This is a genomic window from Leuconostoc suionicum, assembly GCF_001891125.1.
GTDB lineage: Bacteria > Bacillota > Bacilli > Lactobacillales > Lactobacillaceae > Leuconostoc > Leuconostoc suionicum.
In genome coordinates this window covers 246,435-270,319 of record NZ_CP015247.1, presented here as the reverse complement: position 1 = coordinate 270,319, position 23,885 = coordinate 246,435, and the positions used below count along the sequence as shown (strand labels likewise).

Here is a 23,885-nt window from a genome sequence, read left to right as displayed (position 1 = left end):
CTGTATTCTCTTATTCCGTTATGATAGTTCACAATAAAATGTTGATGCCATATTTTAGACATTCCCATGTGTCTTAAAATTATCATTTTGAAGAATATATGACTTGGGGGAACTTCATGGATTTATTAACGGCTTTTACTTTAGCTAGTAGTGGGTTATGCTTTTTCGGCATTGCTAAAGATAAGAACAATAAAAAATATAAAATAGCAGGAATAGTGATGTTAGTGACCAGTTTCATTAGCATTTTGACATATTTTTTCTATGAATAAAAAACGCGACACGTCACTGCTTACTCAAAAATAAGCCAACATGACGGCCCTTATATTGATGCGTGAGTTGTTTATTCCTTAGAAGAGGGAATATGAAAATAACTAAGAAAACAGTACTTATATCTTTAGACCTAGTAGCCATACTATAACTTAACATTTGCATTAGTATGACCACTATTAATATAGTAGTCCCCTAATTGCACTGGCAACCATCTATCTAGCTATTTCATAGAAATAAAAACGCACTCAAAAGGTGCGCACATATTACGTGCAGAACCACGTTAAAAGCATTATTGGGGATGAAATATGACAAAAATACACAAAAATTAAAAGCGCAAATAGTTGCCTATGGTTGGCAACTAATCACACCTGAAAACACAATCATTATGGATAATGACCAAGGCAATATAGCCATTGAAGATAGTTCTGATAATTTCATTTATAGTGTTAAAAGTTAGCGAAAATGAAGTTACAGTAGAATCTAGCGGTATCTTTGACCAAGGTGTATCCATTACTTTGGACAAAAAAATCGTCATTAAACGTCGCCCAGACATTGAAATTAACGATTAAGTACCTCTAAATAAAAAGTATTCACAGACTGCTTATATACTGCAGAATAAATTGGGAGCATTATCATAATGAAACGAACTACACTCTGGTTAAGCATTACATTGCTACTTGCTTTACTAACAATGTATACAGTCTGCCAAAACGGGCTTGACTTTAGTTTTTCTCTAACCATATCCAAAAATGAAACTTCAGCAAATGGGTCAATGGCATTTTTATTTACTTTGCTAACTATTTTTAGTGGCACAAAATATCTAACGTGTAAATTTGCTAAATAAGTACCCAAAAAGTGCGTACCTACTACATGCAGACCCACGTTAAAAGCATAGTTGAATTAGGGACAAAACATGAAACAAAAAACATGGATGATTTTAAGTACATTAGTCAGCTTATCTATACTAATTGCATTAATAACAGCAACTATAATAACAGGTAAGCGACTTTATACTAAAATTGGATCATTATTTATTGGTATTCTAACAATTATTTCTGCTATTCCAGATATAAAGAAAGACGGCAAATTAACTTGGCAAAGTAGTCTATTTGTACTAACGGGCTTATATTTTATAGTACATCCATGGCTCTAGATTACATAAATGCACTCATTGAGTGCGTACATACTTTCCAAGCATTCACGTTTTTGATCAATGCATTACAACTAACTTTGAGAAATTATTATGACAGAAACAACATGCAAAACGAACTAAGATTTTTGAAGATATGCACTGGAGGGAGTACTTATAGCAACAAAATTGAGCATATTGATCAATTAATTAATAAGTCTCTTTTACTTAGTCACGTAATGAATATTGACAAACAAAAAATGCTGATATGACAAGTAAACAATACGACACTATCCTTAAGAATCAGGGAGATACAAAGTATATAATTTAAAAACCACGCTCTATATTTAACATAGGACGTGGTTTTATTGTGTGCTTCTTTTTATTGTCTAGTTATTAACATTTATTTAATATTACTCTAATAACTACTTTGACTTTTTAGTGTTTGCTAGCATTAAACTTGTCAGGAGAATTGCTATGCATGGTTTCATAAAAAATTTAATTGCAAATAGTAAAACACAATTTCAAGGAGAATTAAAAAATTATGATTTCTATAGTCTCACTTAATAACAAAAGAAGTTGGCAATCCGTATTGTTTGAAAAAATAATTCATTCCCTACCTTTGGTGAAGGATGAAAGAAAAAAGAACAATTTTGACAAAGCCATGATTGATAGTGAAACACCTTATCAACTTCCAAAAAATGTTAAAAAGCAGTTCAACATTCATAATATAAACGGTCTGGATGGGCCTACCTTCGAACTCTTACCACGAAATGAAAAGTTTTCTAAAACAATTTATTATCTTCATGGTGGTGCTTATTGGTGGCAACCTTTCTTTTTACATTTCAGAATGTTACAGAATATAGCTAATCAGAATCAAGCAAGGATTATCATACCTATTTATCCAAAATCTCCACGATATACCGCTGATGATGTCTTCCCATACATCTTAAATAATTACAAAACGGCCGTAAAAAAGTTTCATCTTATGTCTTCGGCATTAACTTTAATGGGTGATTCTGCCGGTGGCGGACTTTGTCTCTCTCTATTACAATTATTGGAGAATGAAAAAATAGACAAACCTAGTAAAGTGATTTTATTTTCACCTTGGTTAGATATCAGCAACTCAAACCCGGATATGAAATCTATTCAACCAAAAGACCCATTGTTAAATATTGAAGCTCTAGCTTATCAAGGGGATGTTTATAGTGGGACTTTCAACACAAACTCACCTTTAATCAGCCCGATAAACGCTGATTTTTCTAAATTCCCACCTGTTTATATTTTCTCCGGTAGCCATGATATTCTCTACGCTGATGTCAAAAGGTTATCACACAAATCAAACAAGAATGTCAATTATTATATTTTTCCAAAAATGGATCATGTATTTATTGCCTTTCCAATACCAGAATCAGAAAAAGCACTTGAAATAGTCACCCGGATAATTAGCGAGCAATCTGCTGTGTGATACCCTATATCCAAACTATGGTTGGAGATAAACTCTAGTCGATGCCCAAATATGCAAAAGGTATATATTGGGACAAACCGCACCATACTGAAGCAATAAACAAGCAACTTTGAGATTATTTTTAGTAATCTATAGTTTGTAATATATTGATGAACTCAAACAGAAAAAAGGAGTTTTAACGTGAAGAAAAATTCTGTCAAAACCATAGCTTTTATCGTAGTTATTTTAATTCTTGGCACATTATCATCATTTAGTGTGGAATGGATTCGTGGCGTATCAATTGGCGACATATATGGTACGTTTAATTTACCACCACTAGCACCTCCAAAATGGCTTTTTGGTCCTGCGTGGGTACTACTCTATATCTTGCTAGGCATTTATTGCGCTAACCTAAATCTTGTGAAAAATAATCGACATGCACTCTATACCTATATGTATGTTCAATTAGCATTAAATATATTTTGGACGGTTGTATTCTTTTCACTTTCAAATTTTCTGTTAGCTACAATAATGATTGTCATCATGGACCTTTTAGTTATTGCCATTATATTTGTGGATAAACGACGTATTAAATTACTATTGGTTCCTTACTTATTATGGCTATTGTTCGCCACATACTTATCAATCTCAGTACTTATTTTAAACTAATTTTGCTGAGTGAATTTTCAAAACAATAAAACCACGATCAATATTAAATACAGATCGTGGTTTTATTGTATCCATTGTAACGTCGTGATAACCATTCTAAACATTGTCAGTTATCTGGAGTAAAATGCACCTTACACACTAAAAACTATATCTTGCCTAGCATGAGTTAAATACAAGTAAACATAGTTAGAGGCAGGTACTCACACAATGGGGATGAAGTTATTTAAAGATACTTACGGCAACTTTCATTGGTAACTTGTATACCAAATGATCCGCTACTTATTTAACTCTGACTAATCTTTTATACTTACTATAGTTCCACAGTTCATAAAACGGGCCTATTATTATATATATAACCAGCATATTGTCGTTAATCAAATGGCTAGAAAATGCTACTACGTAGCAAATAATGCATATAGGGATGTACAGACATACACCTGTAAACATACCCGGTGAATATTTATGTGTCTTAATTGCACCAAAAACATGTGTAAATAAAGCATTAGAAGCTAAAAAACTACTAGAGATAATTAATCCTGAATTATTGTTATTTGTGAAATAGGCATAAAATCCTGTGACAGCAACAATGATAAATGCAATTATATTAACACACCAATAATACCCTGATGATTGTTTGTTCAACGCCGGTCTAAAATGATGATACCAAGTCACAAATCCGCCAGGTACTATAAATTCTTCTAAACAATGGAGTAAATAGGCCACAGGAGCTGCTATAGCCATTATTTTAATGGTTTCTACCATATTTTATTGTGTCCTCCTTAAATAAATTGTATGATGATAGAATAATCAAACCACCTTGCTAGTATATAATTAACAAATTATTTTAATGGCTTATTGGTATACGTGGTTAATATTTTCTAATAACCAGTCAAACCACTAAGATAAACAACATTTATTTTCATCGATAATCCCTGTAACGTTTTAAGTTGGTATTCACAAAAATCTTTAACACTGGTATCAACACTAAAGTAAACAAAAAACCACGATTTTTATTTACTTTAAATCATGGTTTTTTTAACGCTGTGAAAGCCAATTTAAGCATTATTAATTGCTTTAGTATAAAAATGTACTCAATTATACACTAAGCCCTATACTTAACCCAGCGTATGTTTCATATCAGCAAATATACTATGCAGACGTGTTCGGGGATAAAACTTGTTAAATGTATTACGATTCAATATGAACAACCATAGGTTTACCTACACTTGTGTTTTGTTAGCAAGATATACACTATCATATGAAACTCAATAACATATGTATTTAGTTTAAGCTGATGTCGCAATTTGCTACGTCAGGTATCTGTATTTCACCGACCCTTTTTATGCCTCGTCTAATTCTTGTTATCCGGACACGCTATTAATAATATGATTATTGAGGATTTAAAAATCTACTAATTTTGTCTAGATTTATTTCAGTAGATATATCTATAAAATAAGTTTGTTGCCATTGTTGCGTTTTGATTGCCGTATTATTCAAGCCGGTTTCCCATGTTGGATAGACTCTAAACGCCATTTTTCCGGTATTTGTACCACTATTCAATATCTTACGCGTTACCAACAGTTTGCTCATAAGTCAATAATTCGGAATATTTTTTATCTAGGGCTGAACTGATTAGGCAACTTTTATTTTTTGATTGGCAAGACTGATTCTTTCGTTGTTGAACCAATGAATATACTTGGACACATCTAAAATTAGATGTGCAATCGATGGAAACCGGAATTGATAAATCATTTCACGCTTTAATAGGGAGTGAAAACTTTCAATTTTGGCATTATCATATGGATGTCCTAGTTTTGAATACGAATGATCAATTTTATGTCGCTTTAACAAATTTTCAAAGCCAAAACTAGTGAACTGACTGCCCATATCAGTGTGTAAATAATTTGGTTTTTTATCAGTTGACAGCGATCTTTGTAGTGTTGTAACTACCAATTTGGTATCCATCGTGGCACTGATTTGATGGGCTAATATCTTACGCGTTTGTAAATCTAAAACTGACGCTAAATAGACCCACTGACCATTACTCAACTTTAAATAAGTGATGTCCATGCTCCAAGCGTTGGCTTCGGGTAAATGCCTGATTAAGTTGGGACGTTGACGATAATCAACAGTTGTCGTTGGTTTGTTAAATCGACGACTCATGACAGAGTATATGCCAGCTTCTCGCATTAAACGACGAACTCGGTTGGTTCCATGATGCAAATTCAGATCAGCTAATGCTAATCGCAGACGTGGCGCGCCATAAGCTTTATAGTTATTTTGCCAAATTTCACGCAACAAAGCTTTTAAGATCGTGTCTTCTCGTTGTCGTTGGCTCTCAGTATAGTGAACCCAATCAAAGTAGGTGCTTTTGGGTATTTTGAGTAGGCGAAGCACCATCATGAGTTTAAAATGCTGTTTTAGCAATGATTGAACAATAGGAAAATGGGTCTTACGTGTTACTTGCGATGTTCGCCCAGCAAAACGGCCGCAATTTTTAAAATTTCGTTTTCTTCTTTGAGTCTTGCGACTTCTTTCTGCATTGCATTAAATTGGGCGCGAGTCACTGGCTTACCGGTAACGTCCGTCCCAATGATTTGGGCTTTCTTCACCCAACCCGTGACGGTTTGTACAGCCAAATGGTATTCATTGGCTAGAGAATTAGCAGAACGTCCCTCATTATACAAGGTGACAATTGATGACTTAAATTCTGTTGAGTATCGCTTAGCTTTCATAATATAAAAAAACTCCTATACTTGATTATCTCGGATTATGCCCTAGAAATAAAGCGGTCCGGATTTTCAGTATACGAGCAGTTCCTTTGGAAAAATAAATAATCCTCTTTTGGGTTGATCAACAATGATAATGATTAATAATTCTGGACTATTCTCATAATCAAAAGGCTTATTTTTATTAAAATCATCTTTTTCCCATGCTACAACAAAGTAACCTTTTTTCGTGGGAGTCTTTTTTGCTAGACGACTACGCACACTGTTGTCATCTAGAAGAAATGTCATACCCTCGTATTCGCTATTTTGACGTTCTTCATCCATTTTACCTATTCTAAAGTTATTTAAAGTAGCAATACGTTCAATTATTTTTAAAGATTTCACTTGAAACTCCAGTATTTTTTATTTAACTATGCCATACAAATTCCCGTCCCACTTTCATATCTAGGAGCGCGCGCACATATCGTTATCTTGTAAAAATGTTCAATTTTAGGGTAAGGAGGTTATGCCACAAACATTGATATAAAAACATTTATAAAATCTACTCTGACATACAAGAATGCCGTTATATCAACATTTAAAGCGTATTGTTTCTAAAGTGGGGACAGACAGCCACAAGGGGTTAAGTCACTTTACACCAAAACCACCGTAAAAAGTACCCCTTATTCCTACACTACTTTTATAAAAATGTTATATTAGAACCAACAATTTAGTGCAATGTTTGTGCTATCCCTAAATGCCTTTATATCAGCATTAAGTACTACAAAATCACCCATATAAAAAGTTTTGATTTCTGCATTCCTATGCTTATAGGGCGCCACCTTGTGACACTTCTTCAAACAACATAAGGTCGAGGTGTTAACACCTCATCACGATGAAAAATTATAAGATACAAAAACCACGCTCAAAGCCTAAAGAACGTGGTTTTTGTATCTCTTTTTTCTTGATGTGAAAATATCCAGTGTATACGGATGAAGTTTTATTATATATTATTTTTCACGCTCATATTCAAATAATTAACAATTTCTTGCACATATTCCATATTAATTAAGCCAGCAAAAAACTCACCGTTCTCGCTCATTACAATATTGTCAGGAGATATATACTGTTTATATCGCTCATCTTTTGAAATATACTTTTTCATATCTTCGTTGGTTGATAACAAGGTTAACAATTCTTTTTTAGAAAGCAATGTGCGCTTTCCGTCATGTTCCTGAAAAAAATAATAGCGACGTGTAAAACCTGCTGCCCTGTTACCAATATTCCAAAGAATATCTTTCCAACTGTGCTTCTCAAAGATCCCATACTTAACATTACTTCCACTCATACTTTGATAAATCCCCCTTTAATTTATACCGATACATCATTAAAGTTAAACTTATCATATTCAATCAATAAACTATCATCTTAAGTGATCAATTTATGTTTTTCTTAAAAATTTACTTTCTGGCACATTTATTAAAAACGAGAACTGTACTACGTTTCCCTTTTGTTCATATACTTAATCTGTAAATCTATCATCTCTCTAAAATAACTTATCAATATTCCACGATTTGTCCATGTATCTGTCATAAATACTCCGCTCTATTCACTATGTATATATGCAAATAATAAGATAATATGGATTTATGTACTATTTTTGTATCTTTTCGGCAAATAAAAAACGGCTTGAATACCGTTACACTACCTACTCGCTCGATTTAGTTTTGTACCTTTTGTGTGAAATGCTAAATGGATCTGAGGGGAGTCGAACCCCTGTCCAAATCGCCCGATACATCAATATCTACGTTTATAGGGCTATTATTTCAATTTCATTATATTGTGCGCCACAGCTCAAGGCAATTCAATATAACTAATCTGATTCATTTAATGCTGCTTCTCCAGATGTAAGAAGCAGTACGATCTGGCCTTTTATGGCCTAACCTCAGACGCCAGCAACCAAGATTAAGCTACGCATCACTGGTTTTTAGGCAGCGATAGCGAAAGAGTTTTCGTTTTTTGCAGTTAAAATTTCTGCCCGTTTTACGCCCGGATGGCGAAACGCAATCAATGCTCTAAACGACCTGTCGAATTCCAAAAACAGACCCGTCTCAAACCTACCCATTATCTGAGAGACTTTATTATAACATATTTATCGGATTAAAATGCTCTAAAGCGATTACGTCGCTTCGTTAATAGTTCATCTGGTGTTAATTGATTCAATGTATGTATCTCGTCATTTAACCGCTTCCGAATTAAGTTGAAAACTCGAGGATGATTACGAGACTCTGGAATGATATACTCAATAATATTTTTCTCCAAGAGATCTTTAGCAGTTAGTCCCATAACAGCGGCCGCTTCTTCACTACGTTTGCTATCTTTCCAAAGAATTGATGCAAATCCTTCTGGTGATAGTATCGAATAGGTTGCATTTTGGAACATCCAAACTTGATCAGCCGTGGCCAAAGCAAGTGCACCACCAGAGCCTCCCTCACCATATATGATAGAAATCATTGGAACGGTTAACTTCATTGAGTCTAGGATTGATTTTGCAATTGCCTCACCCTGCCCTTGCGCCTCAGCCTCTTTACCTGGGAAAGCGCCTGGTGTATTGACAAACATGATAATTGGACGATTAAATCGATTAGCTTGTTGCATCAGACGTTGAGCTTTACGGTATCCCCATGGCTCCGGTGAACCATTACGTTTACTCAACTTATCATGAATATCTGTACCTTTGTCAACAACAATCACCGTAACAGGCTGGTCTGCTAAAAATGCAATGCCTCCAATGATAGACATATCATCACCACCGAGACGATCACCATGCAATTCGACAAAGTCTGTAAAAATGCCATCAATGATTTCCCGTGCCATAAAACGGTCTTCACGGGATTTTTTGACCACTTGCGCTGGCGTTAATTCACGTTTAAATAATTTCAATCCACTTAAAATATCAGGCATTTATTCGGCCTCCGCTGTGTGCAATCTAACAATTTTAGCAATAAGTTTAGCCAATTCTGGTCTTGGTACAATTTGATCTATGAACCCATTTTCTTGCAAAGTTTCTACTCGTTGAAAATCTTTAGGTAGCTTTTCATGGATTGTTGACTCGATCACACGTGCTCCAGCAAACCCGACAAGTGCGTGGGGTTCAGCTAAAGTAACATCCCCTTGCATAGCAAAACTTGCAGTCACTCCACCGGTTGTAGGATCAGTTAGCACAACTAGGTACAATAACTTAGCTTCCTGATGGGCTGCAACAGCTGCCGAAACTTTTGCCATTTGCATCAAAGAATCAATTCCTTCTTGCATGCGTGCACCACCAGAAGCGGTAAATAAGACAACCGGAAGTTTATGGGCGGTTGCATATTCAAACAAACGAGTGATCTTTTCACCTGTCATCGATCCCAATGATCCCATCATGAAATAGGAATCCATAATACCTAAGGCAACTTTCTCACCTTCAATATTTGCAGTTCCCGTCAAAACAGACTCTGCAAGTTCTGTTTGTGATTGAGCGCGCTTCAACTTTTCTGCATATCCTGGAAAATCGGGGTGATCCATTTGAATGTCCGCATCCATCTCTTCAAAGTTTTGAGTCAATAATTCAACACGTTCCCATGCTTGGAGACGAAAACCATAATTACACTTTGCACACACACGATATTTGCCAAGCTGTTTATTGTACATTTGTGTACCACAGTATGGGCACGCTAGAAAAAGCCCATCAGGAATGCGATCATTAACCGAAGCATCTCTTTTAATTTTTGATGTATCGCTATTTTTATTGTTGTATAAGTCCATATTAAATGTCTCCATTTACTAGAATACCGCACACGTCAAACGCATGCGGCATTGTATTATTCATCTTCTGATAAGCTCTCAGTCCACCGTGGTAAGAATTCAGTTTCTAAATAGCGTGTATCAAATTCGCCACGCTGCACGTGTGGATCTTCCAATAAAGCTTTTTGGAAATTCAAACTTGTAGAAATGCCATGCACAACAGTTTCATCAACAATGCGATGAATTTTTTGAACCGCTTGTTCACGAGTATCTGCCTTGGCTACTAATTTACCAATCATTGAATCGTAAAATGGTTGGACTTTATCGCCCACAAATATTGCGGAATCGATTCGAACACCAGGTCCTCCGGTAGGCAAAAATACAAGATCAACTGTGCCTGCACTTGGTGCAAAGTTACTTTCAGGTCTTTCCGCTGTTAAGCGTACTTCGATGGAATGACCATTAACTTGAATATCATCCTGCGTTATCGGTAAATCTTGTCCTGCAGCGACTTCTATTTGTAATCTAATTAAATCTAAATTAGTTACCATCTCAGTGACTGGGTGTTCAACCTGGATACGAGTATTCATTTCCATGAAGTAAAAATTGCCTTCATGGTCCTGCAAAAATTCAATTGTTCCAGTATTCTCATACCTAATCGCTTGCGCAGCTTTTGTTACAATATCACCTAAATAAGCACGCATCTCAGGTGTTACACCCACAGCAGGTGATTCTTCCAACACCTTTTGATTTTTACGCTGTAATGAGCAGTCACGTTCTGGTAGATAGACAACATGCCCATTTTTATCTCTCAAAAGCTGCATTTCAATGTGTCGGACATGTTCCATCACTTTTTCAATGTACATTTGATCATCACCGACAGACAGGCGTGCTTCATTTTGGGCATCATCAAATTTGTCGCTCAACTCATCTTCGCTATAAACAAAACGCATGCCTTTTCCACCACCACCAGCAGCAGCTTTTAGCAACAAAGGATATCCGATACGATCAGCAACAACCTTGGCTTCGGAAAAGTCACGGATGAAACCATCAGATCCAGGAATAACCGGAACACCTGCTTGACGCATTTCTTCACGAGCATTAGCTTTGTTACCCATTAATTCAATTGTGTCTGGACGTGGGCCAATCCATTTAATTCCCACTTCGCCAACCATTTCTGCAAATAGAGCATTTTCTGACAGAAAGCCGTATCCTGGATGAATAGCTTCAGAACCAGTTAATAGTGCCGCGCTCAGAATGTTTTTCATATTCAAATATGAATCTGTTGGCTTAACACCACCAACTGCGATTGCTTCATCAGCAATTTGAACGTGTAAGCTATCTTTGTCAGCTGTTGAATAAACTGCAACTGATGCAATACCCATTTCTCTCAATGTCCGAATAATACGCACCGCGATTTCACCACGATTTGCCACTAGAACCTTTTTGAACATTTTAGTCTCCAATAATAAACGTCAATTCTGCTGTTGTCGCTTTTTTGTCACCAACCCAAACAATACCCTTACCAGTACCAATTGGTCCGCGTAAACGATCCAAAGTAACTTCTAAACGTAGTTGATCTCCTGGGCGAACCATTCTACGATAACGAGCCTTTTTAATGCCCCCGAAGTAAGCCGTCTTACCCTTAAATTCAGGCATAGATAACAATGCAACCGCACCAGTTTGAGCTAATGCCTCGACAGTCAAAGCACCTGGGAAAGTTGGATTTCCAGGGAAATGTCCTTGGAAAATTTCTTCATTGATACTAATATTTTTAATTGCTACTGCTCTCTCACCCGGTACTAACTCTTCCACTGTATCTAACATAAGCATTGGATAACGGTGAGGTAATATTTCTTGAATTTGTTGTGTATTTAGAATCGACATTTTGGCTCCTTCGTAGTATGTATTATGTACGTTTGCATGATATTTATATTCCATACCAATACAAACCTTAAAATTACATTTAATCTGTTGTTATTCTATAGAGTGGCTTATTGTAGTCCACTACTTCTTCGTTAGCAACTAGTATTTCAGCTACCGTTCCACTGACTTCACTATGAATTTCTGTCATTAATTTCATCGCTTCAATAACAGCAACTGTTTCTCCCACTGAGACTTTATCACCAACTTGTTTGAACATTGGTGCATCAGGTTTTGGTTGCAAATATACTGTTCCAACCATAGGAGCAACAATTTCGGTTCCTGTTTTAGGTGTTTCAGGTTCTGCAGCTACTTGAGCTTGCTCTGATGTAGCAGCGGCAGGAGCAGCAACTGGAGTTTGAACTGGCGCGTTCACGACTGCTTCATTTTTGTTCTTTGATAAATGCAAACTGAATTCGCCATCAACAACTTTGAATTCGCGTAAAGAACTGTTCTCTAGATCAGCAATTAATCCACGAATTTCCTCAATATTTAAACTCATCAATTACACTCCTTCATGCCATTTCTTAAATACAATGACAGCGTTGTGACCACCAAAACCATAATTAGCACTCATTACATACTCAGGTGCTTGATGCTTGTTTTCTTGATCAACTAAATTAACTACCTTAGTGTCCTCGTCTTGTTCATCAAGACCGACGTTTACTGGCAATTCACCACGTGTCAAAGAACCCACAGAAATCAAAGCTTCAATAGCACCTGCAGCACCAAGCAAGTGACCCGTCATCCCTTTTGTTGAAGAAACAGGTACTGTATTTTCCCCAAACACAGTGGCAATAGCATGCGCTTCACCCGAATCATTGGCTCCTGTTGCTGTTCCGTGAGCATTAATGTATGAAATTTGGTTTGCTTCCAAATTAGCGTCATTTAATGCATCACGAATTGCGCGTGCAGCACCCTCACCATCTGGGGATGGTGACGTCATATGATATGCATCGGATGATGCACCATAACCAACTAATTCCGCAAGAATATGAGCACCACGTGCTTGGGCATGTTCTAGGCTTTCAATAACCAAAATTCCTGAACCTTCACCCAAAACAAATCCATGACGATTCTTATCAAAAGGCTTTGAAGCTTGTGTTGGATCTTCTTCCTTTGATAACGCAGTTAAGGCTGCGAAACCAGCAATACCAATTTCGTTAACTGTTGCTTCTGCACCACCAGTTAACATGACATCGGCTTTACCAGATTGAATGCGCCAGAACGCTTCACCAATCGCATTTGTTGCTGAAGCACAAGCTGTAACGATTGTTGAATTAATGCCCTTTGCACCAAAACGTAACGAAACATTTCCTGATACCATGTTGGGAATTGATTCAGGCACAAACAATGGACTAACACGTTGTGGCCCTTTATCATGCATCTTGATTACTTGATCTTGGATAGTAGTCAAACCACCAATACCATTGCCCAAAATCACACCGAATCGAGTAGCATCAGCAACAGTGGTTGGTGCTTCAGCACCTTCCTCTGCCTTTAATCCAGCATTAGTCAAAGCCTGATCTGCAGCATCAACCGCATACTGTGAAAACAAATCCATTTTGCGTGCATCACGCTTACCAACACGAGCTGCGGGATCAAAACCATCAACCTGCCCTGCCACGGTGATGCCCGTCTCTGATGCGTCAAACTTTGTAATTGGTTTAATACCAATTTTTTCATTGAAAATACCGTCCAAGAAAGACTGTGTATCGTTTCCTAATGGCGTTACTGCGCCAAGTCCTGTAATTACTACGCGTGTCATAATATTAAGAGCGTGGACGGACACTGATTAAAAAGACATCATACTAATGAATTTAAATCAAATGGCCGAGAACGCATTTCCTTTCTTTATGTTCTCAGTGCCTCACATCAATACATTGTGCATTAAATGTATAACCCACCATCAACTGTGATTGTTTGACCTGTAATATAATCATTACCTGCCAAGAATAATGCTACATCTGCAATTTCCGAAGCTTCACCAAAACGAGATAATGGAATATTTTTTAGAATTTCTTCCTGTGTCTTTTCTGGCAAAGCACCAGTCATATCTGAAACAATCATACCAGGGGCAATCGCATTTACTCGAATGTGGCGACGTGCACCTTCCTTAGCCAGAGTCTTTGTCAAGCCGACCAAACCAGCTTTTGATGCAGAATAATTCGCTTGACCCATGTTACCCATTAATCCAACAACAGAGGCTAGATTAATAATCGCACCATGCTTTTGTCGAATCATCTTTTTAAATACAGGCTGTGTCACATTAAAGGTACCGTTTAAGTTTACGTTAACAACTTGTGCAAAATCTGCTGGTGTCATCGCAATGGCTAGCTGATCCTTTGTAATACCAGCATTGTTGATTAATATGTCAATACCTGAAAAGCTTTCTTGCTTGTATAATGCTTTTAGACTGGATTCCGCTGCTTCTGGATCAGCGATATCAAACTGTAATGTTTTTGGTTCTGACTTAAACTCTGCTAAAGTTTCAGGACTAATTTCTGAACGTGCATGTAAAATGACGTTTGCTCCTGCAGCATCAAATGCCTTTGCAATTGCAAGCCCTATACCACGTGATGAGCCTGTTACTAAAACAGTTTTATCTGTAAAATCTGCCATGTTATACCTCTTCTGCTGTGAGCAATTCTTTTACTTCATTAAAGCTTTCTAAATCTTTAATAGCGTATCGTTTCACATCCTTAGGAGCAATTTTTTTAGCAAACTTAATCAATGTATCCGAAGGACCAACTTCAATAAATGTGTCAACACCTGCATCTAACATTTTTTTCATCGCTTGCGCAAAATATGTTGGCGATACAATTTGTTTAGTCAACGTTTCATGGAGATCCGCGATAATAAACGGTTCACTTGTTGTATTGGAATAAACAGGATAATTCACATCCGCAAATTCTTCAGTTGCCAACCGCTCAGATAACTGAACAGCAGCATCTTTCAATAATGGAGTGTGGAATGCACCAGAGACCGGTAAATCAATCGTACGCTTGATGCCAGCCGCCGTTAATGCCGCTGTGGCCTCGTCAACATCAGCAGCAATTCCGCCAATGACCAGTTGGGCAAACGTATTATAGTTTGCTGGGAAAACTTGCTTCCCTTTGGCCTGCAGTTGAGCTAAAACAGCTTCAATGAGCTTTTGATCTTCGCCCATAATTGCCGCCATCTTACCAGGATTTGCGTCTCCAACCGTTTGCATATATTGCCCACGATCTTTGATAATAGCAACAGCTTGTTCAAAGTTCATTGCCCCAGCTGCAGTCAACGCCGAATACTCGCCTAAACTCAATCCCAAAGCCGCAATTGGATGTTGCAACGCACTACCCAAAGCATTCACAATGGCATTACTCATAGATAAGATAGCAGGTTGTGCATATTGCGTTTGTGCAATTTTATCAGCATCCTTCATCACGTCAGATAAATCATATCCTAAAACTTCAGAAGCTCGATCAATTGTTGATTTATATTCAGGAAGTGCTTCATATAAATCTGTGCCCATACCGGCTTGCTGTGCGCCTTGCCCGCTGAACAATAATCCAATTTTCATGTTAAACCCCATATACTATATATAAACAATGAAACCGAATTCAATCGGATTCTTTACTTACAATGTTGTGTTTTCAATACCCATTAAATCGGTAGCTTGCGCCCAAATGTCGGATAAAATATCAGCTGCAGGCTTTTCATCCTTAATCAAACCAGAAATTTGACCGGCCATGAAGGCACCGCCTTCTTTATCACCTTCTTGAACAGCACGACGTAGTGTACCAGATTCAAGTTTTTCAATGGCTGCAGCGTCTGGCTTTTCTTTTTGTAATTCGTTTACTTCGTTTTTAACAAATGACTTTGCCATTTTATTTTTCAAAACACGGGCACGATTACCCAATAAATTACCTGTGACAATCGTATCAATATCTTTTGCTTTAAGTATCTTTGCTTTGAAATTTGGATGAACTTCCGATTCAGTTGCTGTTAAGAACCTTGTACCCATTTGTGCACCAGCCGCACCAAGCATAAACGCAGCGGCAACACCACGTCCATCACCAATACCACCAGCAGCAATTACTGGAATATTAACGGCATCAGCCACTTGTGGTACTAATGTCATCGTAGTCAGCATACCAATATGCCCACCTGATTCCATGCCTTCAGCAATAACCGCGTCAACCCCTTTCTTTTCCATCATACGTGCTAATGAAACTGAGGGAACGACAGGCATTACTATAATACCAGCAGCATGTAACTCATCCAAAAATGGCGATGGATCTCCTGCTCCAGTTGCAACTACAGCAACTTTTTCTTCGATAATGACATCAAAAACTTCTCGAATATGACGACTTAATAACATTACGTTAACGCCAAAAGGCTTATCTGTCAGAGCTTTTGCACGTCTGATTTCTTTACGAACGTCATCACCATGCCAATAACCTGTGCCGATAAAGCCAAGTCCACCAGCCTCTGAAATAGCAGCTGCCAACGCACCTGTTCCAGCCCATGTCATCCCACCTTCAACAATTGGGTATTTCATGCCTAATTTTTCAAAAATAGGGTTCATTGTTTTAACTGTCATGTTCTCATCCTTAAAAATTATGTTATGTACGTGACATAATGTCACCTAAATTACGCTGCTAATTGTTCTTTAATCTTATTAACCAAGTCTTGAACAGTCTTGATATCTTCAGCAACAGCCAACTTAATATCAAAATCGTCTTCAACACGGTTCAAAACTTCAAACAAGTCCAATGAATCAGCATCAATATCATTTGTTAAATCTGTTGTTAATGAAACTTCATCTTCTTCTAAATCAAATTGATCAACCAAAATTTCTTTTGTCTTGTCAAAAATTTCTGCGTCTGTCATGAGTGTTTTTCTCCTAAAATCCGTTTTATGTATTTTCGTTAGATTTTTGCGGTGCAGCCGACTACACCGATAGATTTAAATTTTCCAAATTTGTGCGCCGACAGTTAAGCCACCACCAAAACCTGCAAAGGCAATCGTTTGACCAGCATGAATTGTATTAGACTCTATCAATTCATCTAATAAAATACCGATACTTGCTGCACTAGTGTTGCCATTTGAAACCATGTTGGTTGGGAACTTAGATATAGGCTGCCCAAACCGCTTAGCAATGGAAGATACAATACGTGCGTTCGCCTGATGTAATAGATAATAATCAACATCGTCAGCCGTAACTTGAGCTGTCTCTAAAGCTGCTTGAAGCGCTTCGGGAACCTCACGCGTTGCAAAACTATATACTTCCCGACCATTTTGATGAAAGTAAGGATCTAACGGGCTAATATTTTCTGAAAATGGGTTTGTATTCGCAAACCTACCAGCTACTAAATTGTCACCCTTTGCACCAAAAGTTCTAAGTTCTTCACCTAAAAGTCCAACATTATCCTGTGTCCGCTCGACAAGTACCCCTGCGGCGCCGTCACCAAACAAAACTGCCGTAGTTCGATCTTTCCAATCAACTAATTTCGATAACACTTCTGCACCAATAATTAATCCACGTTGATAGCGTGACATTAACAAACTCGAGGCGACACTTAAGCCATAAACAAAACCAGAACAAGCTGCGCTTAAGTCAAATGCGAATGCATTAGTGGCACCAATGTTAGCCTGGACAATTGCTGCTGTGCTTGGCGATAAGCTGTCTGGTGACATCGTGCTAACAATGATAAAGTCAATGCTCTCTGGTGAAACACCACTTTTCGCCAATATTTTCTTTGCCACTTCAGTAGCCAAATCACTAGTGTTCTCCGTTGTCACGACATTACGCTGATGAATACCTGTCCGAGTATAAATCCATTCATCATCGGTTTCCATCATTGTACTGAGCTCTTGATTCGTCACTTGTCGGCCTGGAATTTGACGTGCTGAAGCAACGATTTTCAATTGTTCCATAATTCCCCTCTTTAATGATTAATTATCTGTGCTAAATAGCTAACCAAATTATGGATCGCTTGTTTGACAATGCTCACATCGTTTGGTGACATATTTTTTACCAGATTGTGTGTTAAATCCCTGTGGAATTCTTGATGAGCGCGATAAACAACACGCCCCTTATGCGTTAAGCCTAATCGTACCACACGCCTGTCTTTACTGGAACGACGTCGCTCAACATAACCCTTTTCAACCAATTTATCAATGGCTGCTGTCATAGAACTTGGTGTCAGATGAATAATTTTTGCTACCTGTGAAGCACTTTTTTCATCATACATTGAAATCGCTTCAATAGTGTGCATGTCTTTTAAGGTTATATCAGAGAAGTAACTGCGTTTTAAAGCAGCTTCTTCTATCCACATGACATTATTAAATACACCAACCAGTTCAGTATTTATTTGTTCAAAATCAGTTGTAGTTGCTTCATTCATCTTTTTCATCTGGCGCCACAACGAACATCAACTCGGCTGATGTAGCTGTTTTACCATCGACTTTGGCTTCAACTAACACACTACCCATGTTAGCACGTAGCTTACCAAATGTGACATGTAACTTCAATACATCGCCTGGTTTAACCATTTTTTTAAATTTAGCGTTATCGATTCCTGTCATGTAAGCTGTTTTACCTTGAAATTGCGGTGATGACAAAATCAAAATCGATGCTGCTTGAGCTAGTGATTCAATGATTAAAACACCTGGCATCACTGGATTTCCAGGGAAGTGTCCTTGGAAAAACTGTTCGTTAATGGTCACATTTTTGACAGCGACTATTGATTCATCTGGGACCATTTCTTCCACGTAATCCATATAAAGAATAGGATAACGATTGGGAATTAAGTCCATAATTTCTGTTGTTGTAAGAACTGGCATGATTGATTCCTTTTTTAAATACTTTGATAATCGAAATATCTGATAGTCAAAATATTATCATAATTTATTTCGATTGTCAAAGTATTCTAAAATCATAGTGTTTCCTTAAGAAATAAAAAAACACCTATCCGGTGTTTTAAAATTCAAGTACAACTAGTCTTTTTTGCCATTCTGTTAGAAAATCATCACTTGACCATTCGTGAACACGTTCAGTACTATAACCCACCGCAGCATTATAATAAACATTGTTACCAAACTTTAACGGTGCGGGATGCAAATGCAAATGTCCTGTAATTGTTGCGATGGTATATGATTGATCAACAATCTGACCAATTTTCGAACTGCCAAGGAACGCATTTGCTATATCTAATCGCGTGTTCCCATTTGGAAAACGTTTAATATAATCTTCACGTGGCACAAAATGGCTCACAACTATAGTCTGTTTGTTACCCGCAGCCAAGAGCTGATCCTTAATTTGTTTTAGGTTAATATTAAAACGTTCTTTATCAGTTATTGGTTGCTTAATACGTCGGTCATACCAGAAGCTATTTTTAAACGATTGAATTTCTTCCTCTGTATAATCATTACCGACGAAACTATAATCATACCAACCATTGTTGCCAATAAGCCGAATATCATCAGTTAAGTCAATATACTTGTTATGAAAATACAACTCGTCGATATCACTTTCAAGTTCTTCATATGTAACATTTTTACCCATATCATGATTCCCAGCCAAAAAACGAATAGTTAATTTGTTTTTTACTAAGTCTTGCATATTACGCGCAAATGCTAAAGATTGCTTAAAGTCATTAAACAAATCGCCAGCAATAACGTAAACGTTCACATTTTTGTTCAACAAATAGAGAGCTTGTGCCCGCATAGCGCGTTCAACATTAATTTTATTTAAATCAAAATGATTATCAGATGAAAATGCAACTTTCACAAATAGAACTCCTGTTCGATATTTGAATAAAGTATATCATATTTTTTACTATAAGTACCTACAAGTAGCCATTTGTTTAAGATTTGCTTGCCTCTTTTCAAAAAATATACATAATAGAATACCTTACAATAAAAAAACACACCGAAGTGTGTTTTCTAATATTATGATTTAGTACACTAACAGGTAAAACAGAATAATCTATCTTACAAAGTAGCGAAGTGCAACAATGTACGGATCATGTTTGAAGTGAAACCGTATTCGTTGTCGTACCATGCAGCAACTTTAACCAATTGTTGTCCTTCACCAGCAACAACTTCAGTTTGTGTTGGATCGAAGACAGTACCATGTGTGTCGTTGATGATATCAGTAGATACCAAGCCGTCACCATTGTAACCAAATGAATCTGATTCGTACTTCTTCATAGCTGCATTAACTTCTTCAACTGTAACGTCCTTCTTCAAGACTGCAGTCAATTCAGTAATTGAACCATCAGGAACAGGAACACGGATAGCTGAACCAGTCAACTTACCATCCAATGAAGGAACAACCATTCCGATAGCCTTGGCAGCACCAGATGAGTGTGGCAATGAGTTTGAAGCTGCGTCACGATTAGCTTGACGCTTTGCAAACTTAGCTGACTTAGGACCATCTTGCAAGCTTTGTGAAGCTGTGTAAGCGTGGACTGTCAACATCAAACCAGTCTTAACACCGAATTCTTGTTCCAATACGTTAGCGATTGGAGCCAATGATTGCGTTGTGCATGAACCAGCAGAAACAATCTTGTCATCTGCAGTCAAGATGTCTTGGTTAACACCGTAGACAACTGTAGGAACTGCACCGGCTGGAGCTGAAACCAACACCTTCTTAGCACCTGCATCCAAGTGAGCTTGTGACTTTTCTGCTGATGTATAGAAACCAGTAGCTTCCAATACGTAATCAACACCATCGTTAGCAACCCACTTCAAGTCAGCAGCGTTACGTTCTGAGTAAACAGCATAGTGCTTACCATTAACAATAATACCTGTATCGTCAGATGAAACATCCGCATTCAAAGTACCATGAATTGAATCATACTTAAGCAAGTATGCCAACATATCTGGGCTTGTCAAATCGTTGATGGCAACAACTTCAATATCTGAAGCCTTGTCTGACAATTCAAGAATACGACGGAAGGCCAAACGACCAATACGTCCAAATCCGTTAATACCAATCTTAACAGTCATGTGTTTTAGATCCTCCAAAAATTTTTGACTTTAGTCAACACCATTATTATAGCACAAAGTGCAGTTTTGAGCGAATGTAGCTGCTTAATATATCATTTTGTTTTTTTCTTAACATGAGTGCAGATAGTACTCTCATTAATCTCGAAATTTATAGCATTATTTGTTATTTAATCTGATTATCCATTATGATCAATAAATCACATTAATAGTTTTATATTCAAGTACTTTTCCAAAGGTATTTCTGCGATTAACTGATGGGTTATCCATGGCAATTCACCAATTATTGGTACATCAGTCATCTCTTTTAATAGTGTTAAATTCGTATCTTCTACCACACCTCTGTGCTTGACACCATTAAAAATTATCCCTGCTATGGTTAGATCGTGATTTCTAGCAAATTCAATGGTTAATATAATATGATTAATCACACCCAGTTTGTTTGGCGCCACAATAATCAACGGTAAATTCAACGCACACGCCAAATCTGTGACGGTAAAATCATCTCCGTATGGTACTGTAATGCCGCCTGCTCCTTCAACCAACATGCCTTTGTGTTTCTGAGCTAATATATTATATTTCTTCAATACATCATCTAATGTATAGCCTGTTTTTGCGCGCTTTTGAGCTAAGGCTGGTGCGAGCGCTTCATCCCATTGAAAAGGATTAATTTCTTCTAAACTATCCAAAACTTTTGCACCGGCTTTTAAAATATAGGCATCGCTATGAGGATTTTCTCTGCGTGTACCACTCATCAAAGGCTTAAAGACACCAATATCTTGATTATGTTTATTGAAATAACGTGCCAATTCAGCCGTTACAAAGGTTTTACCAATTTCCGTATCAGTTCCTGTAATAAAATAGCCCTTATTCTTCATGATTCATTTCTTCCATGACAGTCTGAATACCCTCTTTAATTATGGCAATCATTTGCTTTATTTCTTCTTTTGTTGCAATCAATGGCGGCAAGAATGCGATTGTGTCCCCCAATGGTCTTGTGAGCAAGCCAAGTTTTCGCATGGCTAATGTCGCTCGCCAAGCTACTCTTAAATCAGGATCAAAAGATTGTCGCTTTTCTTTATTTCTAACCAATTCAATGCCGACCATATAACCCACCTGTCGTACATCGCCAACAACCTTCAAATCATACAATTATTGTAGCTCATTGTGCATGTATATTGCATTTTCTTTCACATTTTCAAGAATACGGTATTTTTCATACAACTCTAAATTTTTCAATGCCACAGCACAACCTAATTGATTACCTGTATAAGAATGGCCGTGAAACAATGTCTTCATTTCATCGTAATCATCATAAAAAGCTTGATAGATCGCTTCAGATACCATAGTGATGGCTAATGGTAAGTATCCTCCCGTCAACATCTTCCCGGCGGCCAAAATATCAGGAACAACATTTTCATGCGCACATGCCAAAATCTTGCCTGTCCGACCAAACCCAACTGCCACTTCATCAGCAATCATTAAAACGTTATATTTTGAACAAAGTGCACGGACGCCACTTAAGAAACCATGTGGCATATCAATCATTCCAGCGGCTCCTTGCATCAGCGGCTCAATGGTCAGCCCACAAATTTCATCATGATGTGCTCGGAGGATGTTTTCTAGTTTTTCTAAGCAATCTTGCTTCGTTTTCTCTGCATCATGTGACTCATGATGATAGACATTCGGATAAGGTGCAACAAAGTTTTGGAACAATAAAGGTTCATAAATTTTATGATAAACATCAATATCACCAACACTCATAGCACCAATCGTATCGCCATGATAACCATTTTGCATGGTAATAAATCTTTTTTTAGTTGTTATACCGGTATTTAACCAATACTGGAAAGCAATTTTCATCGCAATTTCCACCGCTGTTGCACCACTATCAGAATAAAAAACACGATCCAGCCCTGTGGGCATTAATTGCACCAATTTGTCCGCTAATGTAACGGCGGGAATGTTGGCCATTCCTAAGGTTGACGAATGCGCAATTTGATCTAATTGATCAATAATCGCTTGGTTCAATTCATTATTATGATGCCCCAATGCATTTAACCAAACCGATGAATTAGCGTCATAGTACTCGTTGCCATCTGTGTCACGTAATTTGATTCCCTTTCCACTTTCAATAACAATCGGTTCTTCATCATAGACTTTCATTTGCGTGAATGGCAACCACAATACTTCTTGACTACGTTTCTTATAATCCATACTTTCCTCCAAGCTTTTGTTAACCAAATTATATAAAAAGGGTAACATATTTGACAAGGAAATGCATTTATAGTAAATTGTTTTTGTTATCCATTTAAAAAAAGAAGGGTAACATCTAATATTGAGAGGATTATATATTATGTATCAACAGACGAACGTTAGCGTTAGTGCACAAACCATCTGTAAAATAGGTATTTACTTTGCTTTATTGGTGGTTTCTTCCAAAGTAGCTATTCCGATTCCTTTTTACGACTACATTTCGCTACAAACAGCGTTTATCTTTTTGGTTTATCCGATTCTCGGTGCCAAGTATGGCTCTTGGTTGACAGTACTTTACCTTGTTTCTGGACTACTCGGTTTACCCATATTTGCATCTGGTGGCGGACTAGGCTATATATTCAAGACAACATTTGGTTTCTTAATCGCTTTTACACTAATGCCATTTCTTGCTGCTATCGTTAGAAAGGGTAACAAACTATTTAGCCATCACCAATTTTTGAATACCCTGGTCAGTAACTATATCTGCTTAATTATGGTCCATTTAATTGGTTTTGCATACAAGTGTTTTATTATTAAATTTTACATAGGTGACATAATTAATGTCACTGGTATACTAGGTTTTACCAGTTTACTTGATTTTTTAATTGATGTTGGTTTAATCTTTTTTGTAACCTTAGCAGAGTTACAAATTATCAAAAGAATCCATTAAAAAAGCAACTACAGTCTGTGTAGTTGCTTT

27 protein-coding genes, 1 other RNA gene and 2 pseudogenes are annotated in these 23,885 nt (G+C 37.2%); 6 read left to right on the top strand and 24 right to left on the bottom strand.

What is annotated here, in order from left to right:
* The first annotated feature begins 116 nt into the window (after positions 1–116).
* The 5 genes from A6B45_RS10440 to A6B45_RS01565 all read left to right on the top strand — a co-directional run bounded on the left by A6B45_RS10440 (position 117) and on the right by A6B45_RS01565 (position 3,515).
* A complete protein-coding gene (locus A6B45_RS10440; protein WP_167361461.1) occupies positions 117–269 on the top strand; it encodes a hypothetical protein in 153 nt (50 codons plus the stop codon).
* A 299-nt stretch (positions 270–568) separates the two neighbouring features.
* Positions 569–727: a hypothetical protein gene (locus A6B45_RS10545; protein ID WP_227005812.1), complete on the top strand. Its 159-nt coding sequence runs from the start codon at positions 569–571 to the stop codon at positions 725–727.
* Positions 728–1,183: 456 nt separating this feature from the next.
* Positions 1,184–1,423: a hypothetical protein gene (locus A6B45_RS01575; protein WP_072613039.1), complete on the top strand. Its 240-nt coding sequence runs from the start codon at positions 1,184–1,186 to the stop codon at positions 1,421–1,423.
* A gap of 520 nt (positions 1,424–1,943) precedes the next feature.
* Positions 1,944–2,867: an alpha/beta hydrolase fold domain-containing protein gene (locus tag A6B45_RS01570; protein ID WP_072613038.1), complete on the top strand. Its 924-nt coding sequence runs from the start codon at positions 1,944–1,946 to the stop codon at positions 2,865–2,867.
* 180 nt (positions 2,868–3,047) lie between these two features.
* Entirely contained in the window at positions 3,048–3,515 is a 468-nt protein-coding gene (locus A6B45_RS01565; protein ID WP_072613037.1) for a TspO/MBR family protein, read from the top strand.
* A 279-nt stretch (positions 3,516–3,794) separates the two neighbouring features.
* On the opposite strand, the gene A6B45_RS01560 is transcribed toward A6B45_RS01565, so the two are convergent.
* The 24 genes and pseudogenes from A6B45_RS01560 to bioA form a co-directional block, all read right to left on the bottom strand.
* Complete coding sequence (locus tag A6B45_RS01560; protein ID WP_072613036.1) at positions 3,795–4,277, bottom strand: HXXEE domain-containing protein; 483 nt, start codon at positions 4,275–4,277, stop codon at positions 3,795–3,797.
* 627 nt (positions 4,278–4,904) lie between these two features.
* Positions 4,905–5,105, bottom strand: a complete 201-nt coding sequence (locus tag A6B45_RS01555; RefSeq protein ID WP_072613035.1) for a MepB family protein — start codon at positions 5,103–5,105, stop codon at positions 4,905–4,907.
* 42 nt (positions 5,106–5,147) lie between these two features.
* Positions 5,148–5,975 (bottom strand): annotated as a pseudogene (locus A6B45_RS01550) (IS3 family transposase); the annotation flags it as partial.
* On the bottom strand, positions 5,975–6,250 hold the full coding sequence (locus A6B45_RS01545; protein ID WP_004906421.1) for a transposase: 276 nt from the start codon (positions 6,248–6,250) through the stop codon (positions 5,975–5,977). The pseudogene A6B45_RS01550 and the gene A6B45_RS01545, both read right to left, overlap by 1 nt.
* A gap of 66 nt (positions 6,251–6,316) precedes the next feature.
* Positions 6,317–6,628 carry a MepB family protein gene (locus A6B45_RS01540; RefSeq protein WP_072613034.1) on the bottom strand — a complete coding sequence of 104 codons (312 nt, stop codon included), beginning with the start codon at positions 6,626–6,628 and terminating at the stop codon, positions 6,317–6,319.
* Positions 6,629–7,226: 598 nt separating this feature from the next.
* Entirely contained in the window at positions 7,227–7,571 is a 345-nt protein-coding gene (locus tag A6B45_RS01535) for a hypothetical protein (protein WP_072613033.1), read from the bottom strand.
* 402 nt (positions 7,572–7,973) lie between these two features.
* Positions 7,974–8,331, bottom strand: a transfer-messenger RNA (tmRNA) gene (gene ssrA / locus A6B45_RS01530).
* A gap of 52 nt (positions 8,332–8,383) precedes the next feature.
* Positions 8,384–9,187 carry a carboxyltransferase subunit alpha gene (accA, locus tag A6B45_RS01525; protein ID WP_072613032.1) on the bottom strand — a complete coding sequence of 268 codons (804 nt, stop codon included), beginning with the start codon at positions 9,185–9,187 and terminating at the stop codon, positions 8,384–8,386.
* Positions 9,188–10,030: an acetyl-CoA carboxylase carboxyltransferase subunit beta gene (locus tag A6B45_RS01520; RefSeq protein ID WP_072613031.1), complete on the bottom strand. Its 843-nt coding sequence runs from the start codon at positions 10,028–10,030 to the stop codon at positions 9,188–9,190. It abuts the gene before it with no gap.
* A 56-nt stretch (positions 10,031–10,086) separates the two neighbouring features.
* The gene (gene accC, locus A6B45_RS01515) at positions 10,087–11,463 is read right to left on the bottom strand and encodes an acetyl-CoA carboxylase biotin carboxylase subunit (protein ID WP_072613030.1); all 1,377 of its coding nucleotides are present in this window, start codon (positions 11,461–11,463) and stop codon (positions 10,087–10,089) included.
* A 1-nt stretch (position 11,464) separates the two neighbouring features.
* Positions 11,465–11,896, bottom strand: a complete 432-nt coding sequence (gene fabZ, locus A6B45_RS01510) for a 3-hydroxyacyl-ACP dehydratase FabZ (protein WP_072613029.1) — start codon at positions 11,894–11,896, stop codon at positions 11,465–11,467.
* Between the two features lie 79 nt (positions 11,897–11,975).
* Positions 11,976–12,434: an acetyl-CoA carboxylase biotin carboxyl carrier protein gene (gene accB / locus A6B45_RS01505; RefSeq protein ID WP_072613028.1), complete on the bottom strand. Its 459-nt coding sequence runs from the start codon at positions 12,432–12,434 to the stop codon at positions 11,976–11,978.
* Between the two features lie 3 nt (positions 12,435–12,437).
* Complete coding sequence (fabF, locus tag A6B45_RS01500) at positions 12,438–13,700, bottom strand: beta-ketoacyl-ACP synthase II (RefSeq protein ID WP_072613027.1); 1,263 nt, start codon at positions 13,698–13,700, stop codon at positions 12,438–12,440.
* A gap of 122 nt (positions 13,701–13,822) precedes the next feature.
* Complete coding sequence (locus A6B45_RS01495) at positions 13,823–14,554, bottom strand: beta-ketoacyl-ACP reductase (protein WP_072613026.1); 732 nt, start codon at positions 14,552–14,554, stop codon at positions 13,823–13,825.
* Between the two features lies 1 nt (position 14,555).
* Positions 14,556–15,494: an ACP S-malonyltransferase gene (locus tag A6B45_RS01490; RefSeq protein WP_072613025.1), complete on the bottom strand. Its 939-nt coding sequence runs from the start codon at positions 15,492–15,494 to the stop codon at positions 14,556–14,558.
* A 57-nt stretch (positions 15,495–15,551) separates the two neighbouring features.
* A complete protein-coding gene (locus tag A6B45_RS01485; protein WP_072613024.1) occupies positions 15,552–16,517 on the bottom strand; it encodes a nitronate monooxygenase in 966 nt (321 codons plus the stop codon).
* Between the two features lie 50 nt (positions 16,518–16,567).
* A complete protein-coding gene (locus tag A6B45_RS01480; RefSeq protein WP_072613023.1) occupies positions 16,568–16,807 on the bottom strand; it encodes an acyl carrier protein in 240 nt (79 codons plus the stop codon).
* 75 nt (positions 16,808–16,882) lie between these two features.
* The gene (locus tag A6B45_RS01475; RefSeq protein ID WP_072613022.1) at positions 16,883–17,854 is read right to left on the bottom strand and encodes a beta-ketoacyl-ACP synthase III; all 972 of its coding nucleotides are present in this window, start codon (positions 17,852–17,854) and stop codon (positions 16,883–16,885) included.
* 11 nt (positions 17,855–17,865) lie between these two features.
* A complete protein-coding gene (locus A6B45_RS01470; RefSeq protein WP_072614458.1) occupies positions 17,866–18,324 on the bottom strand; it encodes a MarR family winged helix-turn-helix transcriptional regulator in 459 nt (152 codons plus the stop codon).
* Positions 18,317–18,763: a 3-hydroxyacyl-ACP dehydratase FabZ gene (fabZ, locus tag A6B45_RS01465; RefSeq protein WP_072613021.1), complete on the bottom strand. Its 447-nt coding sequence runs from the start codon at positions 18,761–18,763 to the stop codon at positions 18,317–18,319. The genes A6B45_RS01470 and fabZ (A6B45_RS01465) overlap by 8 nt, the downstream gene beginning before the upstream one ends.
* 136 nt (positions 18,764–18,899) lie before the next feature.
* Positions 18,900–19,709: a metallophosphoesterase gene (locus A6B45_RS01460; protein ID WP_072613020.1), complete on the bottom strand. Its 810-nt coding sequence runs from the start codon at positions 19,707–19,709 to the stop codon at positions 18,900–18,902.
* A gap of 203 nt (positions 19,710–19,912) precedes the next feature.
* On the bottom strand, positions 19,913–20,932 hold the full coding sequence (gene gap / locus A6B45_RS01455; RefSeq protein ID WP_036089673.1) for a type I glyceraldehyde-3-phosphate dehydrogenase: 1,020 nt from the start codon (positions 20,930–20,932) through the stop codon (positions 19,913–19,915).
* Between the two features lie 197 nt (positions 20,933–21,129).
* Positions 21,130–21,807: a dethiobiotin synthase gene (gene bioD, locus A6B45_RS01450; protein WP_072613019.1), complete on the bottom strand. Its 678-nt coding sequence runs from the start codon at positions 21,805–21,807 to the stop codon at positions 21,130–21,132.
* Positions 21,797–23,146 (bottom strand): annotated as a pseudogene (gene bioA / locus A6B45_RS01445) (adenosylmethionine--8-amino-7-oxononanoate transaminase). The gene bioD and the pseudogene bioA overlap by 11 nt, the downstream one beginning before the upstream one ends.
* Before the next feature lie 139 nt (positions 23,147–23,285).
* On the opposite strand from bioA, the gene A6B45_RS01440 reads away from it, so the two are divergent.
* Positions 23,286–23,855 carry a biotin transporter BioY gene (locus tag A6B45_RS01440; RefSeq protein ID WP_072613018.1) on the top strand — a complete coding sequence of 190 codons (570 nt, stop codon included), beginning with the start codon at positions 23,286–23,288 and terminating at the stop codon, positions 23,853–23,855.
* The last annotated feature ends 30 nt before the right edge of the window (positions 23,856–23,885 follow it).

Excerpts from the sequence above, each read along its gene's own strand:
- fabZ (WP_072613029.1), bottom strand. The coding sequence starts at position 11,896 with ATGTCGATTCTAAATACACAACAAATTCAAGAAATATTACCTCACCGT.
- A6B45_RS10545 (WP_227005812.1), top strand. The coding sequence starts at position 569 with ATGAAATATGACAAAAATACACAAAAATTAAAAGCGCAAATAGTTGCC.
- bioD (WP_072613019.1), bottom strand. The coding sequence starts at position 21,807 with ATGAAGAATAAGGGCTATTTTATTACAGGAACTGATACGGAAATTGGT.
- A6B45_RS01575 (WP_072613039.1), top strand. The coding sequence starts at position 1,184 with ATGAAACAAAAAACATGGATGATTTTAAGTACATTAGTCAGCTTATCT.
- A6B45_RS10440 (WP_167361461.1), top strand. The coding sequence starts at position 117 with ATGGATTTATTAACGGCTTTTACTTTAGCTAGTAGTGGGTTATGCTTT.
- fabF (WP_072613027.1), bottom strand. The coding sequence starts at position 13,700 with ATGACACGCGTAGTAATTACAGGACTTGGCGCAGTAACGCCATTAGGA.
- A6B45_RS01485 (WP_072613024.1), bottom strand. The coding sequence starts at position 16,517 with ATGACAGTTAAAACAATGAACCCTATTTTTGAAAAATTAGGCATGAAA.
- accB (WP_072613028.1), bottom strand. The coding sequence starts at position 12,434 with ATGAGTTTAAATATTGAGGAAATTCGTGGATTAATTGCTGATCTAGAG.
- fabZ (WP_072613021.1), bottom strand. The coding sequence starts at position 18,763 with ATGCCAGTTCTTACAACAACAGAAATTATGGACTTAATTCCCAATCGT.
- A6B45_RS01475 (WP_072613022.1), bottom strand. The coding sequence starts at position 17,854 with ATGGAACAATTGAAAATCGTTGCTTCAGCACGTCAAATTCCAGGCCGA.
- A6B45_RS01560 (WP_072613036.1), bottom strand. The coding sequence starts at position 4,277 with ATGGTAGAAACCATTAAAATAATGGCTATAGCAGCTCCTGTGGCCTAT.
- A6B45_RS01495 (WP_072613026.1), bottom strand. The coding sequence starts at position 14,554 with ATGGCAGATTTTACAGATAAAACTGTTTTAGTAACAGGCTCATCACGT.
- gap (WP_036089673.1), bottom strand. The coding sequence starts at position 20,932 with ATGACTGTTAAGATTGGTATTAACGGATTTGGACGTATTGGTCGTTTG.
- A6B45_RS01520 (WP_072613031.1), bottom strand. The coding sequence starts at position 10,030 with ATGGACTTATACAACAATAAAAATAGCGATACATCAAAAATTAAAAGA.
- A6B45_RS01480 (WP_072613023.1), bottom strand. The coding sequence starts at position 16,807 with ATGACAGACGCAGAAATTTTTGACAAGACAAAAGAAATTTTGGTTGAT.
- A6B45_RS01440 (WP_072613018.1), top strand. The coding sequence starts at position 23,286 with ATGTATCAACAGACGAACGTTAGCGTTAGTGCACAAACCATCTGTAAA.
- A6B45_RS01555 (WP_072613035.1), bottom strand. The coding sequence starts at position 5,105 with ATGAGCAAACTGTTGGTAACGCGTAAGATATTGAATAGTGGTACAAAT.
- A6B45_RS01490 (WP_072613025.1), bottom strand. The coding sequence starts at position 15,494 with ATGAAAATTGGATTATTGTTCAGCGGGCAAGGCGCACAGCAAGCCGGT.
- accA (WP_072613032.1), bottom strand. The coding sequence starts at position 9,187 with ATGCCTGATATTTTAAGTGGATTGAAATTATTTAAACGTGAATTAACG.
- A6B45_RS01470 (WP_072614458.1), bottom strand. The coding sequence starts at position 18,324 with ATGAATGAAGCAACTACAACTGATTTTGAACAAATAAATACTGAACTG.
- A6B45_RS01545 (WP_004906421.1), bottom strand. The coding sequence starts at position 6,250 with ATGAAAGCTAAGCGATACTCAACAGAATTTAAGTCATCAATTGTCACC.
- accC (WP_072613030.1), bottom strand. The coding sequence starts at position 11,463 with ATGTTCAAAAAGGTTCTAGTGGCAAATCGTGGTGAAATCGCGGTGCGT.
- A6B45_RS01535 (WP_072613033.1), bottom strand. The coding sequence starts at position 7,571 with ATGAGTGGAAGTAATGTTAAGTATGGGATCTTTGAGAAGCACAGTTGG.
- A6B45_RS01570 (WP_072613038.1), top strand. The coding sequence starts at position 1,944 with ATGATTTCTATAGTCTCACTTAATAACAAAAGAAGTTGGCAATCCGTA.